The organism is Pseudomonas sp. VEM90 (assembly GCF_054611535.1).
Window position 1 is genome coordinate 301653 of sequence record NZ_JBTRAR010000002.1, and the last position, 15716, is coordinate 317368.

14 protein-coding genes and 1 pseudogene are annotated in these 15716 nt (G+C 61.3%); 13 read left to right on the forward strand and 2 right to left on the reverse strand.

Translation table 11 applies throughout. From position 1 onward, the window contains the following. Positions 1-107 precede the first annotated feature (107 nt). The 4 genes and pseudogenes from ACYCCG_RS03785 to ACYCCG_RS03800 all read left to right on the forward strand — a co-directional run bounded on the left by ACYCCG_RS03785 (position 108) and on the right by ACYCCG_RS03800 (position 5976). Positions 108-2168: pseudogene (locus ACYCCG_RS03785) on the forward strand (M3 family metallopeptidase). Between the two features lie 3 nt (positions 2169-2171). Next, positions 2172-3230, forward strand: a complete 1059-nt coding sequence (locus ACYCCG_RS03790) for a PA0069 family radical SAM protein (RefSeq protein WP_176682997.1) — start codon at positions 2172-2174, stop codon at positions 3228-3230. A 302-nt stretch (positions 3231-3532) separates the two neighbouring features. Next, positions 3533-4252: a carbonic anhydrase gene (locus ACYCCG_RS03795; RefSeq protein ID WP_003253046.1), complete on the forward strand. Its 720-nt coding sequence runs from the start codon at positions 3533-3535 to the stop codon at positions 4250-4252. Positions 4253-4443: 191 nt separating this feature from the next. Then, positions 4444-5976, forward strand: a complete 1533-nt coding sequence (locus ACYCCG_RS03800; RefSeq protein ID WP_209968956.1) for a SulP family inorganic anion transporter — start codon at positions 4444-4446, stop codon at positions 5974-5976. A 281-nt stretch (positions 5977-6257) separates the two neighbouring features. On the opposite strand, the gene ACYCCG_RS03805 is transcribed toward ACYCCG_RS03800, so the two are convergent. Then, a complete protein-coding gene (locus ACYCCG_RS03805; RefSeq protein ID WP_176682999.1) occupies positions 6258-6899 on the reverse strand; it encodes a hypothetical protein in 642 nt (213 codons plus the stop codon). Positions 6900-7268: 369 nt separating this feature from the next. Between ACYCCG_RS03805 and coxB the strand changes: the two genes are divergently transcribed. The 4 genes from coxB to ACYCCG_RS03825 are packed head-to-tail and all read left to right on the forward strand — an operon-like array spanning position 7269 to position 11509. Next, positions 7269-8396 carry a cytochrome c oxidase subunit II gene (gene coxB / locus ACYCCG_RS03810; protein WP_339442803.1) on the forward strand — a complete coding sequence of 376 codons (1128 nt, stop codon included), beginning with the start codon at positions 7269-7271 and terminating at the stop codon, positions 8394-8396. 43 nt (positions 8397-8439) lie between these two features. Further along, the gene (gene ctaD / locus ACYCCG_RS03815; protein WP_014589242.1) at positions 8440-10029 is read left to right on the forward strand and encodes a cytochrome c oxidase subunit I; all 1590 of its coding nucleotides are present in this window, start codon (positions 8440-8442) and stop codon (positions 10027-10029) included. 9 nt (positions 10030-10038) lie between these two features. Next, a complete protein-coding gene (locus ACYCCG_RS03820; protein WP_176683001.1) occupies positions 10039-10605 on the forward strand; it encodes a cytochrome c oxidase assembly protein in 567 nt (188 codons plus the stop codon). Between the two features lie 16 nt (positions 10606-10621). Beyond that, the gene (locus ACYCCG_RS03825) at positions 10622-11509 is read left to right on the forward strand and encodes a cytochrome c oxidase subunit 3 (RefSeq protein WP_176683002.1); all 888 of its coding nucleotides are present in this window, start codon (positions 10622-10624) and stop codon (positions 11507-11509) included. Positions 11510-11541: 32 nt separating this feature from the next. On the opposite strand, the gene ACYCCG_RS03830 is transcribed toward ACYCCG_RS03825, so the two are convergent. Next, positions 11542-11745 carry a twin transmembrane helix small protein gene (locus ACYCCG_RS03830; RefSeq protein WP_176683003.1) on the reverse strand — a complete coding sequence of 68 codons (204 nt, stop codon included), beginning with the start codon at positions 11743-11745 and terminating at the stop codon, positions 11542-11544. A 51-nt stretch (positions 11746-11796) separates the two neighbouring features. Between ACYCCG_RS03830 and ACYCCG_RS03835 the strand changes: the two genes are divergently transcribed. Genes ACYCCG_RS03835 through ACYCCG_RS03855 form a run of 5 tightly spaced genes read left to right on the forward strand, consistent with a single transcriptional unit; the run spans position 11797 to position 15680 of the window. Beyond that, the gene (locus ACYCCG_RS03835) at positions 11797-12534 is read left to right on the forward strand and encodes an SURF1 family protein (protein ID WP_209969946.1); all 738 of its coding nucleotides are present in this window, start codon (positions 11797-11799) and stop codon (positions 12532-12534) included. After that, entirely contained in the window at positions 12503-13084 is a 582-nt protein-coding gene (locus ACYCCG_RS03840; protein WP_209968950.1) for a hypothetical protein, read from the forward strand. Before ACYCCG_RS03835 ends, ACYCCG_RS03840 begins: the two co-directional genes overlap by 32 nt. A 9-nt stretch (positions 13085-13093) precedes the next feature. Continuing rightward, positions 13094-14173, forward strand: a complete 1080-nt coding sequence (locus tag ACYCCG_RS03845) for a COX15/CtaA family protein (protein ID WP_459669474.1) — start codon at positions 13094-13096, stop codon at positions 14171-14173. Then, a complete protein-coding gene (cyoE, locus tag ACYCCG_RS03850; RefSeq protein WP_459669476.1) occupies positions 14158-15051 on the forward strand; it encodes a heme o synthase in 894 nt (297 codons plus the stop codon). Before ACYCCG_RS03845 ends, cyoE begins: the two co-directional genes overlap by 16 nt. Continuing rightward, entirely contained in the window at positions 15048-15680 is a 633-nt protein-coding gene (locus tag ACYCCG_RS03855; RefSeq protein WP_459669477.1) for an SCO family protein, read from the forward strand. The genes cyoE and ACYCCG_RS03855 overlap by 4 nt, the downstream gene beginning before the upstream one ends. Positions 15681-15716: the final 36 nt, after the last annotated feature.

Below are 15716 nucleotides of genomic sequence, written 5' to 3' on the forward strand. Positions count from 1 at the left end.
GGGCGCAATGCCCGGGCAGGCATGGACAGGTGTTAGATAGTCAGGCCACCTGGCGCACGTTGGCCATGCAAGCTCTCTTGCTCATTTCTACCAGCAAGGTGTGCGTCATGGCCAACCCTCTTCTGCAAAATAGCCATATCCCCGTCGATTACTCCTCCATCACCATCGAAAACATGCAGGCGGCATTCGCTCACGTGCTGCTGGCACACGAGAACGGTGTCGAACGCATCATCCTTGATCAACGAACCATGCCCACCTGGGATGACATGGTGCTGGCGGTGGATGGGCTGGATAGCCGACTGCTGGCAGTGTTGTATGCCGCCTCACCACTGGTCGGCCGGGATACGGCCTGGGCCAACGCCATCATCGATTTCTACGGCAGAGTGACGGCACGCTTCGAGCAGAAATTCGCCAACACTGGCTTGCATGAGCTTTATGAACGCTTGGCCGGCAGTGACATCGGCAAACAACTGGATACCGGGAAGCGCGCCACCTTGCGTTGGCACCTGGACAAGTTCGCCGCTGGCGGTGCGTTACTCGACTCCACAGGCAAAGCGCGTCTGGCAAACCTTCAGGAGCAGATTGGCACTGTACGCGAGGCGTTCCGCGGCAACATCAACCGGCCTGGGCTCACTGTCACCGATAAGCCGAGCTGAGCGGCCTCCCGCAGCGCGTACGCGACGAATTGGCTGCAGGAGCGCAACAAGCAGGTAAGCAGGGGTGGCTGATTGCCTGTGACACGCTGACTACTCGAGAGGTGCTCAAACATGCTGCCAACCGCCAGCTCCGTGAGCGTGTGTACCGGGCTTTCCACGCCCGCGGCATCAGCCATGATCCGCAACAGGACAACGGCACGTATCTGCAGCAACTGGCGCAGTTGCTTGAGGCGAAGGCTCTCCTGCTCGGTTATTCCGGCCATCTGGAGCAGAGTCTGCAGGTGAAGAGTGCGGGCTCGGTAGCCCAGGTATGCGGCTTTCTTCACGATCTGGCCGATCATGTGCGACCCGCCATGTTGCGGTGGCGTTCGCAGGTGGAGCGCGGGGCTACCGAGCAGGGCCTGGGCAAACCTCAACCCTGGGATTTCGAGTACCTGCGGCGTGCTTCGCGCAGTGAGTGTCCTGCCGAAGCGCTGCGCGATTACTTCCCGCTGAATACCGTTGTCAGAGCGTTACAGCAATTGGCGCGGAAGTTGTTTGGTGCAGTGCTGCAGCCCAAAGCGCTGCCTGCTTGGGATGACAGCGTGCAGCCATTCGAGGTGTGGCAGGACAGCGCTTTCATTGGCTTTCTGTATCTGGATGCCGTGCAACACGCAGGCAAGCAGCCAGACGCGGTGTTCACCACCTACGTAAGGAATCGCCGGGTCGATGCAGAGGGTATCTACCAGGCAGCCTCGGTGGTGGTGTTCAGTGATGTACCGCAAGCGCTGTCAGGTTTTCAGCCGTTGCTCGACCATTTGTCACTGCGCAAGCTTTTCCATGAATTCGGCCATGCCCTGCACCACCTGCTGGTGCGTACGACGAACCACGTCATGTCCAACGTGACCGAGTTGGGCACCGATGGTGTGGAGTTGTTCGGCAAGCTGTTCGAGCGTTGGGTCTGGGATGCAGACTATCTGGTGGCGATCTCGGCGCGCACGCAGGACGGCCGCCAACTATCCCGCAAGCAAGCCGATGGCTGCCTGCAGCAGTTACGACAGCAGGGCGTGGAGGAGATCGCGAGTGATCTGTGCCTGGCGTTGTTCGACATGGACCTGCATGGCACACCAAACGATGGCAGGTCCTTGGAACAGCGACTGGGTGATGCCCGCGAGCGTTGTGGTTACTGGCCGCTCGCTGATTTCGAACATCCGGCGCATGCCTTCGACCACCTTGTAAACGGCTACGATGCTGGTTACTACGCCTACCTGTGGTCGGATGTGCATGCCTTCGATGTGTTCACCCGCTTCGAAGCCGAGGGCCTGTTGAACGAAGCCACGGGCCGGGCACTGCAGGAAGCACTGTTCGTCCCAGGGGCATCCCGCCCGTTACGTGAAGGCATCGAGGCATTTCTAGGGCGGCAATCGAGCCAGGCAGCGTACCTCAATTGGCATGGCCTGAATTAGCCAGACCAGAGGTGCTGGAAAGATCCTGGGATGCGTTGTACTGTATATGGATACAGTATTCGGGTGAGCCATGATTCCTCCAGCACCGCAAAAGGGCCGTGGCACGGCACACAACCCACACAACCGCTTTGCCCCTGGTCATTCGGTGGCAGAAGATGACGGCTGGTACCAGGAAGTGCCGCAAACCCAGGGCACCGAGGTGCGGACCGAGACGGCCAAGTCGGTGATCAGCCGCAACACCTCGCCCGACCTGCCCTTCGATCGCTCCATCAACCCTTACCGTGGCTGTGAGCATGGCTGCATCTACTGCTATGCCCGCCCCTCACACGCCTACTGGGACCTTTCTCCCGGCCTGGATTTCGAGACCAAACTGATTGCCAAGACCAACGCCGCCGAGGTGCTGGCACAGCAATTGAGCAAACCGGGCTACGTGTGCGCGCCGATCAATCTCGGCTCCAACACCGACCCCTACCAGCCGATCGAGCGGGAACAGTTATTGACCCGGCGCTTGCTTGAAGTGTTACTGCGTTTCCGTCACCCGGTGACCATTGTCACCAAGGGTTCACTGGTGCTGCGCGACCTCGACCTGCTGGCCGAGATGGCCCGCCAGCGCCTGGCACGGGTGATGATCAGCCTGACCACGCTGGACGATGGTCTCAAACGGGTGCTCGAACCCCGAGCGGCTTCACCCGGTGCAAGGTTGAGGGCCATCCGGGTATTGCGTGAAGCGGGCGTACCGGTGGGCGTTTTGTGTTCGCCGATGATTCCGATGATCAACGACAGTGAGCTGGAGCGCCTGCTGGAGGCGGCCAGGGAGGCTGGCGCACAGAGTGCGGCCTACATGATGCTGCGCTTGCCGCGCGAGGTGGCGCCGTTGTTCGAGCAATGGTTGCAGGACCATTACCCGCAGCGGGCGGCGCATGTTCTGAGCCTGATCCGCCAGAGCCGCGGCGGCGAGCTGTACGACAGCCGGTTTGGCGTGCGCATGCGTGGTGAAGGGGTGTTTGCCGAGTTGCTGGCGCAGCGCTTTGCCAAGGCAATGAAGCGGCTGGACTTCGAAGGGCGCGAGGCGCAGGCGCTGGATTGTTCGGCGTTTTGCCCGCCGGGTGGGCAGATGGCGCTGTTCTGACATGAACCCGCCCCCACAGGGGCTGTGCATTGCTCACAACGCAACTAATAACAACCAATAATTGTGCTAATACATATTGGCAGCTGATGTTTTTTTGCTATTATCCAACTCCCGCCTTTTTCTCTGGAACGCCCGTTCTAGAGCCTTCTAATTAAGTTTCAGTTAAGTTTTCCCCGCTAGCGTAGGTAATAAGTCCACACCGGCTGTGATCTATGGCCCGTGCGTGTCATCTAAAACCCTGCATAGCCTGAATCTTTCACCGGTAAAATGGATTTACCTACACACCGTCAAGAGGATGAATCATGCCCGTCAAGGACCCATCCAAGGTCGTACCGCAGGTCCCCGCGGAAAGCGCCGATGCTGCCCTTAAGCACATCGTCGACGGCTTCCTGCGCTTTCACCATGATGTTTTCCCGGATCAGCAAGAGCTGTTCAAGAAGCTCGCCACCGCGCAAACACCACGCGCCATGTTCATCACCTGTGCCGATTCGCGCATCGTTCCCGAGCTGATCACCCAGAGCTCGCCAGGCGACCTGTTCGTAACCCGTAACGTGGGTAATGTGGTACCGCCTTATGGCCAGATGAACGGGGGTGTTTCCAGCGCCATCGAGTACGCCGTGATGGCGCTTAAAGTGCACCACATCATCATCTGTGGCCACTCCGACTGTGGCGCCATGCGTGCGGTACTCAACCCGCAGTCGCTGACCAAGATGCCTACCGTTGGCGCCTGGTTGCGCCACGCTGAAGTGGCCCGCACCGTGGTCGAGAACAACTGCTCCTGCGGCAGCGAACACGAGACGATGCAAGTGCTGACCAAAGAAAACGTCATCGCCCAGTTGCATCACTTGCGCACCCATCCTTCGGTGGCTTCGCGCCTGGCGGCCGGTGAGCTGTTCATTCATGGTTGGGTGTACGACATCGAGACCAGCAAGATCGAAGCCTATGACGCTGCCAGCGACAGCTTCCTGCCCTTGGCCGCGGGTGAACCCGTGCCCTGCGCCACTCCGAGAGGCCGCTACTAAGCGACCCGTCCGCCGCTAGAACCTTGATAGCCGGCTGCACCCTGTGGGGTGTGGCGCGGCCTTCGGCTGCCTTGAATTCCCTGACTGCCCTGCCGGCAAGCCCGCTGGCGGCCTGCGCTTGCGCGCTCTTCAGGGGCAAATGTGCCCACGGCCAGGGGAATGGCCGTGTGTTTAGAGAAAGGAGAAACACGGTGAACATTACACAGTTGAAAGCGGCCCTGCCGCGTGAGTTGCTGGCGTCGGTGGTGGTCTTCCTGGTGGCCCTGCCGTTGTGCATGGGCATTGCGATCGCCTCGGGCATGCCTCCGGCGAAAGGCCTGATTACCGGAATTATCGGCGGCATTGTCGTGGGTTTCCTTGCCGGCTCGCCGCTGCAGGTGAGCGGTCCGGCCGCTGGTCTGGCGGTATTGGTGTTCGAGCTGGTGCGCCAACATGGTATGGCCATGCTTGGGCCGATCCTGCTGTTGGCCGGCCTGCTGCAGTTACTGGCCGGGCGTCTGCGTCTGGGCTGCTGGTTCCGCGTCACTGCGCCGGCGGTGGTGTACGGCATGCTGGCGGGGATTGGCGTGTTGATCGTGCTGTCTCAGGTGCATGTGATGTTCGACACCGCGCCGCAACCGTCAGGTCTGCAGAACCTGCTGGCGTTCCCGGCAACCGTGGCGGCAGCCCTGCCACAGGAAAGCGTTGGCTCAGGCTGGATGGCCGGTGCGCTAGGCTTGGGGACCATCGCCATCATGTGGGGCTGGGAGCGCCTTCGGCCGCAGCGGCTGCGCTTCGTGCCGGGTGCCCTGCTCGGCGTCGCAAGCATGACCGCCATCAGCATGTGGCTGGTCCTGCCGGTGAACCGCGTGCAAGTGCCGGCAGACCTGACCGAGGCCATTGACTGGATTCGCCCGGGTGACCTGATGCAACTGGCTGACCCTGCTCTGCTGGTCGCTGCCTTTGCCCTCGCTTTCATCGCCAGTGCCGAAACCCTGCTGTCGGCTGCAGCGGTCGATCGCATGCACAGTGGTCAGCGCTCGGATTTTGACCGCGAGCTTTCAGCCCAAGGCATTGGCAACATGCTTTGCGGGGTGCTGGGTGCTTTGCCGATGACCGGGGTGATCGTGCGCAGCTCGGCCAACGTCCAGGCGGGGGCGCAAACCCGGGCCTCGGCAATCTTCCATGGCTTGTGGTTGCTGGCCTTCGTGGTAGCGCTGAGCAGCGTGCTGCAGCAAATCCCGGTGGCGAGCCTGGCGGGGGTGCTGGTGTTTACCGGGGTCAAACTGGTCGACTTCAAGGCGTTTCGCGGGCTGGGCCGTTATGGGCGCATGCCGATGTTCACCTATGCGGCGACTGCGCTGGCGATCATCTTTACCGACCTGCTGACCGGTGTACTGCTGGGCTTTGCCCTGACCTTGCTGAAGCTGGCGTTCAAGGCGGCGCGGTTGAAGATAAACCTGGTGAGCCTGGCCAAGGATGGGCATATGGAACTGCGCCTCAGTGGCGCGGCGACCTTCCTGAAGGTGCCGGCGCTGACCCAGGTGCTGGATACCGTACCGGCGGGCACCACGCTGCATGTGCCACTGGGGAACCTGAGTTATATCGACCACTCGTGCCTTGAATTGCTGGAGGACTGGAGCCGCAGCAATTCTGCCAATGGTTCGCGCTTGTTGATCGAGCAGCGGCGCCTTAAGCGGCGGATCGAGGGGCGGTTGCGGACTACGGCGGGGGTTGGGGCGTAGGAGCGGGTTTACCCGCGAATACGGTAGCGGCGGCAACGGTGAGCGGTGGGTGGAAATTGGCCAGCAGGGTCGGCCCTTTCGCGGGTGAACCCGCTCCTACGACGGCCTGTGGCGAACCACCGATGCGTGTGTAGGGGCGGGTTTACCCGCGAATACGGTAGTGGCGGCAACGGTGATCGGTGGGTGGAGATTGGCCAGCAGGGCCGGCCCTTTCGCGGGTAAACCCGCTCCTACGACGGCCTGCGCCGAACCACCGATGCACCTACGCCGTGACAGGTATATCAGGCCGGCTGACCCAGCTCGACACCCAGTTGGCGCGACAGGCACGGCCAGCGCTTCCACGCTGCGCCAGTTGCCGGGCTGCTCAGCTTCTCTCGATAGGCCTCCACCGATTCAACCGCAAAGCTCTCGTCATTGAGCATTTCGTCGACCGAGTGGTGCACCACTTCATCCAGTTGGTTGGCAAAGCTTTCGCCAATCAACTGGTGGGCAATCAGGTTGGCGACAGTGGTATCGACCGGGATCAACGGCTGCTGGAAGTGGCGAATGTACAAGTCATTCACCTCTTCCACCAGGCGGTGCGCCAGGTAGGCTTCATCCAGAAGGCAGTCCAGGCCTACATGCCCTTGCATCAAGCTGGGCGGCTGCAGGAAGTAGGCTTCGGCAATTTTCAGTACAGGTTTGATCTGCGATTCGATCCCGGCTTCGCGGGCGACCTCGTGGGCGGCCTCCAGCAATTCCGGAACCTGGTCGATGTAGGCGCTGACGAAGCGCGCCAAAGTACCCTGGGCGTCCTGCTCAGGCAGTCGGATCGAGGGGTGCAGGTGGGGCAGTTGCAGCTCGAGACGCTGTTTCAATTGGCCGGTCTGGCCTTCATGTTGATGGGCTTGGCTTACCTGCTCGCGTACAGCAGCGATGTTCATGACAACTCCAGGGACATTACGTTTCAAACGGAAGACACTAAATTAGCTCGGTATACAGAATACCTAAGACGTATTTGTTATAAGTCACGCAAACGTGTGCGTTATCAGGTATATAGCTATGCCATTATTACGCCATGCCCTATCAAGCACGCGGTTTTCAGGCCATTCAGCCATTTCATGAAGTTCATTTCACAGGCTTCATTGCGTGCCATTGGTCGCTGTCTATACTCCCGTTGAACGTGATTCGTTGATGAGGCCCGACTGCTTTTAGCAGGGGCTCGGTCGTCGAAGCCATGCAGTCTTGACCGCCGTTCCCTCTTGCCGCAGGCCACGCCTCCGGGACAACAAGAATTAGAAGGGGAACCCGCAATGATGCGACATCCACATGTCTGGATGGGCCTCCTGTTGTGGTCGGTTTATGGCCAGGCGAACGCCGCCTGGACCGTGAACATGCACCCAGGGGCGACGGAGGTCTCCAACGCCGTCTTCGACCTGCACATGACCATCTTCTGGATCTGCGTGATCATCGGCATCGTGGTGTTTGGCGCGATGTTCTGGTCCATGGTCATCCACCGCCGCTCCACTGGCCAGCAGGCCGCGCATTTCCATGAGCACACGTGGGTGGAAATTCTCTGGACGGTGGTGCCCTTCCTGATTCTGGTGGTGATGGCCATTCCGGCTACCAAGACCTTGATCGACATCTATGACGCCAGCGAGTCGGACATCGACGTCCAGGTCACCGGCTACCAGTGGAAATGGCACTACAAATACCTGGGCCAGGACGTGGAGTTCTTCAGCAACCTGGCCACTCCCACCGACCAGATTCACAACAAGGCGCCCAAGGATGAGCATTACCTGCTGGAAGTCGACCAGCCGCTGGTGCTGCCGGTGGGGGCCAAGGTGCGTTTCCTGGTGACCGCCGCCGATGTCATCCACTCCTGGTGGGTGCCGGCCTTCGCGGTCAAACGCGACGCCATCCCAGGCTTTGTCAACGAAGCCTGGACCCGTATCGAAAAGCCAGGCATCTACCGCGGCCAGTGCACCGAACTGTGCGGCAAGGACCACGGCTTCATGCCGGTGGTGGTCGAGGTCAAGTCCAAGGCCGACTACGACACCTGGCTGGGCGAGCGCAAGGCTGAAGCCGCCAAGCTCAAGGAGCTGACCAGCAAGGAATGGACCCTGGAAGAGCTGGTGGAGCGTGGCGACAAGGTCTACCACACCGCCTGCGTGGCCTGTCACCAGGCCGAAGGCCAGGGCCTGCCACCAATGTTCCCGGCGCTAAAGGGCTCGAAGATTGCCACCGGGCCGAAGGAAGACCACCTGAGCATTGTCTTCCATGGCAAGCCCGGCACGGCCATGGCCGCTTTCGGCAAGCAGCTGTCGGAAGTCGACATCGCTGCTGTGGTCACCTACGAACGCAATGCCTGGGGCAACAACAAAGGCGACATGGTCACGCCGAAGGACGTGCTGGCGCTGAAGCAGGCAGAAGCCAAGTGAACCGGGTTACTCGCGGCAATCAATGGATTGCAGGAGACAGGACATGAGTGCAGTGATCGACGACCACGCCCACGGCCACGACCATGCGCACGGCCCGGCCAAGGGCCTGATGCGCTGGGTGCTGACCACCAACCATAAAGACATCGGCACGATGTACCTGTGGTTCAGTTTCATCATGTTCCTGCTGGGTGGCTCGTTCGCGATGGTGATCCGCGCCGAGCTGTTCCAGCCTGGCTTGCAGATCGTGGAGCCGGAATTCTTCAACCAGATGACTACCATGCATGGCCTGATCATGGTGTTCGGCGCGGTGATGCCGGCCTTCGTCGGCCTGGCCAACTGGATGATTCCGCTGATGGTCGGCGCGCCCGACATGGCACTGCCACGGATGAACAACTTCAGCTTCTGGCTGCTGCCGGCGGCCTTCCTGCTGCTGGTATCGACCCTGTTCAGCCCGGGCGGAGGGCCAAACTTTGGCTGGACCTTCTACGCACCGCTTTCCACCACCTATGCGCCAGCCAGCGTCACCTTCTTCATCTTCGCCATCCACCTGATGGGTATCAGTTCGATCATGGGGGCGATCAACGTGATTGCCACCATCCTCAACCTGCGTGCCCCCGGCATGACGCTGATGAAAATGCCGCTGTTCGTCTGGACCTGGTTGATTACCGCGTTCCTGCTGATTGCGGTGATGCCGGTGCTGGCCGGCGTGGTAACCATGATGCTGATGGACATCCACTTCGGTACCAGCTTTTTCAGTGCCGCAGGTGGCGGTGACCCGGTGCTGTTTCAGCATGTGTTCTGGTTCTTCGGTCACCCTGAGGTGTACATCATGATCCTGCCGGCCTTCGGCGCCGTCAGCTCGATCATCCCGGCGTTCTCGCGCAAGCCGCTGTTCGGTTATACCTCGATGGTGTATGCCACCGGCGCCATTGCCTTCCTGTCATTCATCGTCTGGGCCCACCATATGTTCGTGGTCGGTATCCCGGTGGTCGGCGAGTTGTTCTTCATGTACGCCACCATGCTGATTGCGGTGCCCACCGGGGTGAAGGTATTCAACTGGGTCAGCACCATGTGGGAAGGTTCGCTCACCTTCGAAACGCCGATGCTGTTCGCCATCGCCTTTGTCATCCTGTTCACCATCGGTGGTTTCTCCGGGCTGATGCTGGCGATCGCCCCGGCGGACTTCCAGTACCACGACACTTACTTCGTGGTGGCGCATTTCCATTACGTACTGGTACCCGGTGCAATCTTCGGCATCTTCGCCTCGGCCTACTACTGGCTGCCGAAATGGACTGGCCACATGTACGACGAAACTCTCGGCAAACTGCACTTCTGGCTGTCGTTCGTCGGCATGAACATGGCCTTCTTCCCCATGCACTTCGTAGGTTTGGCCGGCATGCCGCGGCGCATCCCCGACTACAACCTGCAGTTCGCCGATTTCAACATGGTGTCGTCGATCGGCGCGTTCATGTTCGGCGCCACGCAGATCTTCTTCCTGTTCATTGTCATCAAGTGCATCCGCGGGGGCGCGCCGGCACCGGCAAAACCCTGGGATGGCGCCGAGGGCCTTGAGTGGTCGATACCTTCGCCTGCGCCCTACCACACCTTCCAGACACCCCCGGAAGTGAAATAGGAACCCGCCATGAACGGCCTGTCGGTGAAACGCCTGGTAACGCGCCTGTTGATGCTGACGGTGGTGATGTTCGCGTTCGGCTTCGCGCTGGTGCCGATCTACGACGTGATGTGCAGAGCCTTCGGTATCAACGGCAAGACCGGCGGCCAATACGAAGGTAGCCAGGTCAGTGACCCGACCCGTGCGGTGCGGGTGCAGTTCATGTCGACCAATGCCAGCGACATGGTCTGGGACTTCTACTCCACTGCCGACCAACTGGAGGTCAACCCGGGGGCGGTGAATCAGATGATCTTCATTGCCCACAACCCGACCGACCGGCCGATGAGTGCACAGGCAATACCCAGCATTACCCCGGCCGAGGCCGCGGCCTACTTCCACAAGACCGAGTGCTTCTGCTTTACCCAGCAGGTGCTGCAGCCCGGCGAACGTATCGAGATGCCAGTGCGCTTTATCGTCGACCGCGACCTGCCGGCCAGCGTGAAGCACCTGACGCTGGCCTACACCTTGTTCGACATCACCGCTCGCCACCCGCCGGTCGCGCATGTCGCGGCCCAGGACGTCCAGGGCGCCCGTTAAGGGAAGGAGAACAGCAATGGCAAGTCATGAGCATTACTACGTTCCGGCGCAGAGCAAATGGCCGATCATCGCCACCATCGGCATGTTCATCACGGTATTCGGCCTGGGCACCTGGTTCAACGACATGAAGGCGGGCCACCCGGATTCGCACGGGCCGCTGATTTTCTTCGTGGGTGCGTTGTTTCTGGCCTACATGCTGTTCGGCTGGTTTGGGGCAGTGGTCAAGGAGAGCCGCGCCGGGTTGTACAGCCCGCAGCTGGACCGCTCGTTCCGCTGGGGCATGAGCTGGTTCATCTTCTCCGAAGTGATGTTCTTCCTGGCCTTCTTCGGTGCGCTGTTCTATGTACGCGTACTGGCGGGACCTTGGCTGGGTGGCGAAGGGGCCAAAGGTGTTGCGCACATGCTGTGGCCAACCTTCGAATTCACCTGGCCGCTGCTGCACACCCCCGACCCCAAGCTGTTCCCTCCCCCCAAGGAGGTGATCGACCCGTGGCACCTGCCGCTGATCAACACCATCCTGCTGGTCAGTTCCAGTGTGACAATCACCATTGCCCACCACGCCTTGCGCCGTGACCACCGCGGCCCGCTGAAATTCTGGATGGCGCTGACCATTGTCCTGGGCATCAGTTTTATCGCGCTGCAGGCCTTCGAGTACTACGAGGCCTATACCAAGCTGGGGCTGACACTGGGCTCAGGAATCTACGGTGCGACGTTTTTCATGCTGACCGGCTTCCACGGTGCCCACGTGACATTGGGCACGATCATTCTGATTGTGATGTTCGTGCGCATTCTGCGCGGGCATTTCAACCCGGAAAAACACTTCGGCTTCGAGGCGGCCAGTTGGTACTGGCACTTCGTCGATGTGGTGTGGGTGGGGTTGTTCATCTTTGTCTATGTGTTGTGAATACGAAAACCCTGTAGGGGCGGGTGAGAACTTCAGAAAGGGGCTTGGGAGACCAATTGACCGCTGATCAAGCCCCAGGCGACCAGGCCTATGGTCAGGGCTGCCAGGGTCACCCGTACAGTCAGGGCCTTTAGCAGACGGGTCGAGTTTTCATCATCTTTGACCAGAAACACCAGGCCACTGAACAGGCTGGCAATGGTGGCCAACAGCATCAGGACAATCGCGGCCTTGAGCATGGCGTTACTCCGGGGGGATGCGGTGATGTGGATAAGTATAGCGAGGCGCCTGTGAGGCCGTTTCGCCCAGGCTGGGTACCGACGCTGGTGGTGCTTGCACTGCTGCCGGGGTTGATTGCGCTTGGTTGCTGGCAACTCGGCCGTGCCGAGGAAAAGCGCGTGCTGCTGGCCACCTATGCAGAACGGCGGATTGAAGCGCCGATCGCCGCCGCCCAGCTCCTCTCACAAGAAGACAACGCCTTCCGCCGCGTGCACCTGTATGGGCGCTTCGACGCCGAGCACAGCGTGCTGCTGGACAACCGCATGCGCGACGGTAAAGCCGGTGTCGAGCTGCTGCAGCCCTTTCACGACCAAGCCAGCGGCCTGTGGTTGCTGATCAATCGTGGCTGGCTGCCATGGATGGACCGCCGGGTGCCGGTGCACTTCGAAACCCCTGCCCAGGCCTTGGCGCTGGATACCTCTGTGTATGTCGCGCCTGGCAGCACCTTCCAGCTGCACCCGGACCCCATCGGCGGGCAATGGCCACATCTGTTGACCGCTATCGATGCCGCGCTGCTATGGCAACAGCTTGATCGTGAAGGCTTCGCCCAGGAATTGCGCCTGGAACCGGGCCCGGCGAGCTATCGCCTGGACTGGCCGGTTGTCGCCATGAGCCCCGAAAAACACGTGGGCTATGCTGTGCAGTGGTTTGCCCTGGCGACCGCTCTGGTTCTGCTCTACCTCTACTTCGGCTGGCACCAAAACAAGGAGAAACGCCATGGCCACCGCCACTCCACTGGACGCGCCTGAACGTAGCAAACCCAGAGCCCGTGGGCGTTTGCAGCTGTTGCTTATTCTGCTGGTGGTGCTTGGGCCGATGGTTCTGGCTACCAGCATGTACAAGCTCAAATTCTGGGTGCCGGAAGGCCGCAGCTACCATGGCGCCATGATTGGCAATGGGGAAAGCCGTGCCGATCTCGGCGTGGCGGGGCAGGACGATCGCTGGCAGTTGCTGGTCAGCGCACCCCAGGCTTGCACCGAAGACTGTCAGCGCCTGGTGTACCTGGCTCGGCAGGTTCAGGTCGGGCTGGGGCGTGATGCCAGCCGCGCCAGCCACGCGCTGGCCGCCGCCCAGCCGCTGAGTGCCGACTACCAGGCACTGCTCGGCCGCGAGTACCCGCAGTTGCAGCGCTACCCGCTGGATGCACAACGTTACCAGCAGAAGGTTGCCGAGCCCGGCCCGCAGCTGTGGATCGTCGACCCGCACGGCAACCTGGTGCTGCGCTACGACGGCAAGGTCAACGGCAAGCACGTGCTGGATGACCTGCGCCACCTGCTCAAGCTGTCCAACATCGGCTAGGAGCCTGCCATGGCCAGACCTGGATTTCGCCTTGCTGTGTTCGCCACCCTGCTGGCACTGCTGGTCGTCCTGCTCGGTGCCTATACCCGCCTGACCCACGCCGGCCTCGGTTGCCCCGACTGGCCCGGGTGCTATGGGTTTATCAGCGTGCCCAAGAGTGAAGCGCAGTTGGCCCATGCCGAGCTGCACTTTCCTGAGCACCCGGTGGAAGCTGCCAAGGGCTGGGCCGAGATGGTCCACCGCTACTTTGCCGGTAGCCTGGCCGTGGTGATCGCCCTGCTCGCTTTCCAGGCAATGCGCCGGCATGCCCGCGATGGGCAGCCTTATCGCCTGCCGATGCTGCTACTGGGTGTGGTGCTGGCCCAGGCAGCCTTCGGTATGTGGACGGTCACCCTGAAGCTATGGCCGCAGGTGGTCACGGCGCACTTGCTGGGTGGCTTTACCACGTTGAGCTTGCTGTTCCTGTTGTCTCTGTGTCTGTCCCGGGCCTTTGCGCCCTTGCCTAAACTGCCGCTGAGCCTGCGCCGGATCGCTGCGCTGGCGCTGCTGGTGGTAATCGGCCAGATCGCCCTGGGCGGTTGGGTCAGCGCCAACTACGCCGCCGTGGCCTGCATCGACTTGCCGACTTGCCATGGCCAGTGGTGGCCGGCGGCGGACTTCAGCAACGGCTTCCACCTGACCCAGCACGTCGGCCCCAATTACCTGGGCGGACAGCTGGACAGTGATGCGCGCACGGCCATCCACATCAGCCACAGGCTGGGCGCGCTGCTGGTGACCTGCGTGCTGCTGATGCTCAGCTGGAAGCTGCACCGCTGCGGTCTCCCCGGCCTGGCGCGGCTGGTGCTGCTGGCGCTGGCCCTGCAAGTGGGCCTGGGCATCAGCAACGTGGTGTTCCACCTGCCGCTGGCGGTGGCTGTTGCGCACAATGCCGGCGGGGCGATGCTGCTGCTGAGCATGGTGCTGGTGAACTACCGCATTCGAGTGGTCGACAAGGTTCGAGTGGGTGTCGGCCATGGCTGGCGTCTGCGGCCAGTGGTCGGGGTGGGCATTTCCCATCATATGAGGAACGACTCGTGGCGACGCTTCTAAGCGTACGACGGGCTCGCTGGCGCGATTACCTTGAGCTGACCAAACCCAAGGTGGTGGTGCTGATGCTGATCACCTCGCTGGCGGGCATGTTCCTGGCCACCCGGGCGGGCGTCAGCTGGAGCGTGCTGTTGTTTGGCAACCTGGGCATTGGCCTGTGCGCGGGTGGCGCGGCGGTGGTCAATCATGTGGTGGATCGGCGCATCGATGCGCTGATGGCGCGCACCCACAAACGGCCTTTGGCCCAAGGCCGAGTCGAGCCTCTGCCGGCGCTGTTGTTCGCCTTGGCCCTGGCCCTGTTGGGCATGGTCCTGCTGCTGATGTTCACCAACGCCCTCACCGCCTGGCTGACCCTGGCCTCATTACTCGGTTATGCGGTGCTCTACACTGGCTTTCTCAAGCGCGCCACGCCCCAGAACATCGTCATCGGTGGCCTGGCCGGTGCCGCTCCGCCGTTGCTCGGCTGGGTGGCGGTAAGCGGCCATGTCAGTGCCGAACCCTTGCTGCTTGTGCTGATCATTTTCGCCTGGACCCCGCCGCATTTCTGGGCGCTGGCCATCCACCGCAAGGAAGAATACGCCAAGGCCGATATCCCGATGTTGCCGGTGACCCACGGCGAGGACTACACCAAGCTGCATATCCTGCTGTACACCCTGATCTTGCTGGCAGTGAGCCTGCTGCCGTATGCCATCCACATGAGTGGCCCGCTGTACCTGGCCTGTGCCCTGGCTTTGGGCCTGCGCTTCCTGCAATGGGCCTGGGTGTTGTACCGTAGCAGCCGGCCGCACGCGGCGATCGGCACCTTCAAGTACTCTATCGGCTACCTGTTCGCGCTGTTCATTGCGTTGCTTCTTGACCACTACCTGTTGCTGAACCTATGACCCGAACCCAGAAAACCGTCTTCATCCTCGTTGCCCTGGTCGCGTTGATCATGGGCCTGACCGTCAACAAAGTGCTTAATGGTCGTGACCAGCCCAACCCTGCCGAGCTGATCGATGCGGGCATCATTCTGCTGCCTCAGAGCCGCGCCGTGGCCGATGTCACCATGACCAACCAGGACGGCCAGCCGGTGCAGATGGATGACCTCAAGGGCAAATGGTCGCTGCTGTTCTTTGGCTACACCTACTGCCCGGATATCTGCCCGACCACCCTGGCCCAGCTGCGCCAGGTGAAGAGCGAGCTGCCCAAGGATGCCGTCGACCGGCTGCAGGTGGTGTTGGTGAGTGTGGACCCTAACCGCGACACGTCGAACCAGCTGAAGCAGTATCTGGGCTATTTCGACAAGGACTTTGTCGGGGTGGCGGGGTCGATCGAGGATACCCAGAAGCTGGCCAATGCCTTGAGCATTCCGTTCATTCCGGCGGATACCAGCAAGCCGGGGTATACCGTGGATCACAGCGGTAACCTGGCGATTGTCGGGCCGGATGGGCGACAGCGGGGGTTCATTCGGGCGCCGTTCAACAACCAGAAGCTGGGGGCGCAGCTGCCTGGGCTGGTCAAGCGGGATTGAGTCAGCCCCAAACGCTTCGCGGGTAAACCCGCTCCT

What these genes read in the sequence shown, in the direction of transcription:
- ACYCCG_RS03855 (WP_459669477.1), top strand. Translation starts at nt 15,048, where the DNA reads ATGACCCGAACCCAGAAAACCGTCTTCATCCTCGTTGCCCTGGTCGCG.
- ACYCCG_RS03825 (WP_176683002.1), top strand. Translation starts at nt 10,622, where the DNA reads ATGGCAAGTCATGAGCATTACTACGTTCCGGCGCAGAGCAAATGGCCG.
- ctaD (WP_014589242.1), top strand. Translation starts at nt 8,440, where the DNA reads ATGAGTGCAGTGATCGACGACCACGCCCACGGCCACGACCATGCGCAC.
- ACYCCG_RS03790 (WP_176682997.1), top strand. Translation starts at nt 2,172, where the DNA reads ATGATTCCTCCAGCACCGCAAAAGGGCCGTGGCACGGCACACAACCCA.
- ACYCCG_RS03840 (WP_209968950.1), top strand. Translation starts at nt 12,503, where the DNA reads ATGGCCACCGCCACTCCACTGGACGCGCCTGAACGTAGCAAACCCAGA.
- ACYCCG_RS03805 (WP_176682999.1), bottom strand. Translation starts at nt 6,899, where the DNA reads ATGAACATCGCTGCTGTACGCGAGCAGGTAAGCCAAGCCCATCAACAT.
- ACYCCG_RS03820 (WP_176683001.1), top strand. Translation starts at nt 10,039, where the DNA reads ATGAACGGCCTGTCGGTGAAACGCCTGGTAACGCGCCTGTTGATGCTG.
- coxB (WP_339442803.1), top strand. Translation starts at nt 7,269, where the DNA reads ATGATGCGACATCCACATGTCTGGATGGGCCTCCTGTTGTGGTCGGTT.
- ACYCCG_RS03845 (WP_459669474.1), top strand. Translation starts at nt 13,094, where the DNA reads ATGGCCAGACCTGGATTTCGCCTTGCTGTGTTCGCCACCCTGCTGGCA.
- ACYCCG_RS03795 (WP_003253046.1), top strand. Translation starts at nt 3,533, where the DNA reads ATGCCCGTCAAGGACCCATCCAAGGTCGTACCGCAGGTCCCCGCGGAA.
- ACYCCG_RS03830 (WP_176683003.1), bottom strand. Translation starts at nt 11,745, where the DNA reads ATGCTCAAGGCCGCGATTGTCCTGATGCTGTTGGCCACCATTGCCAGC.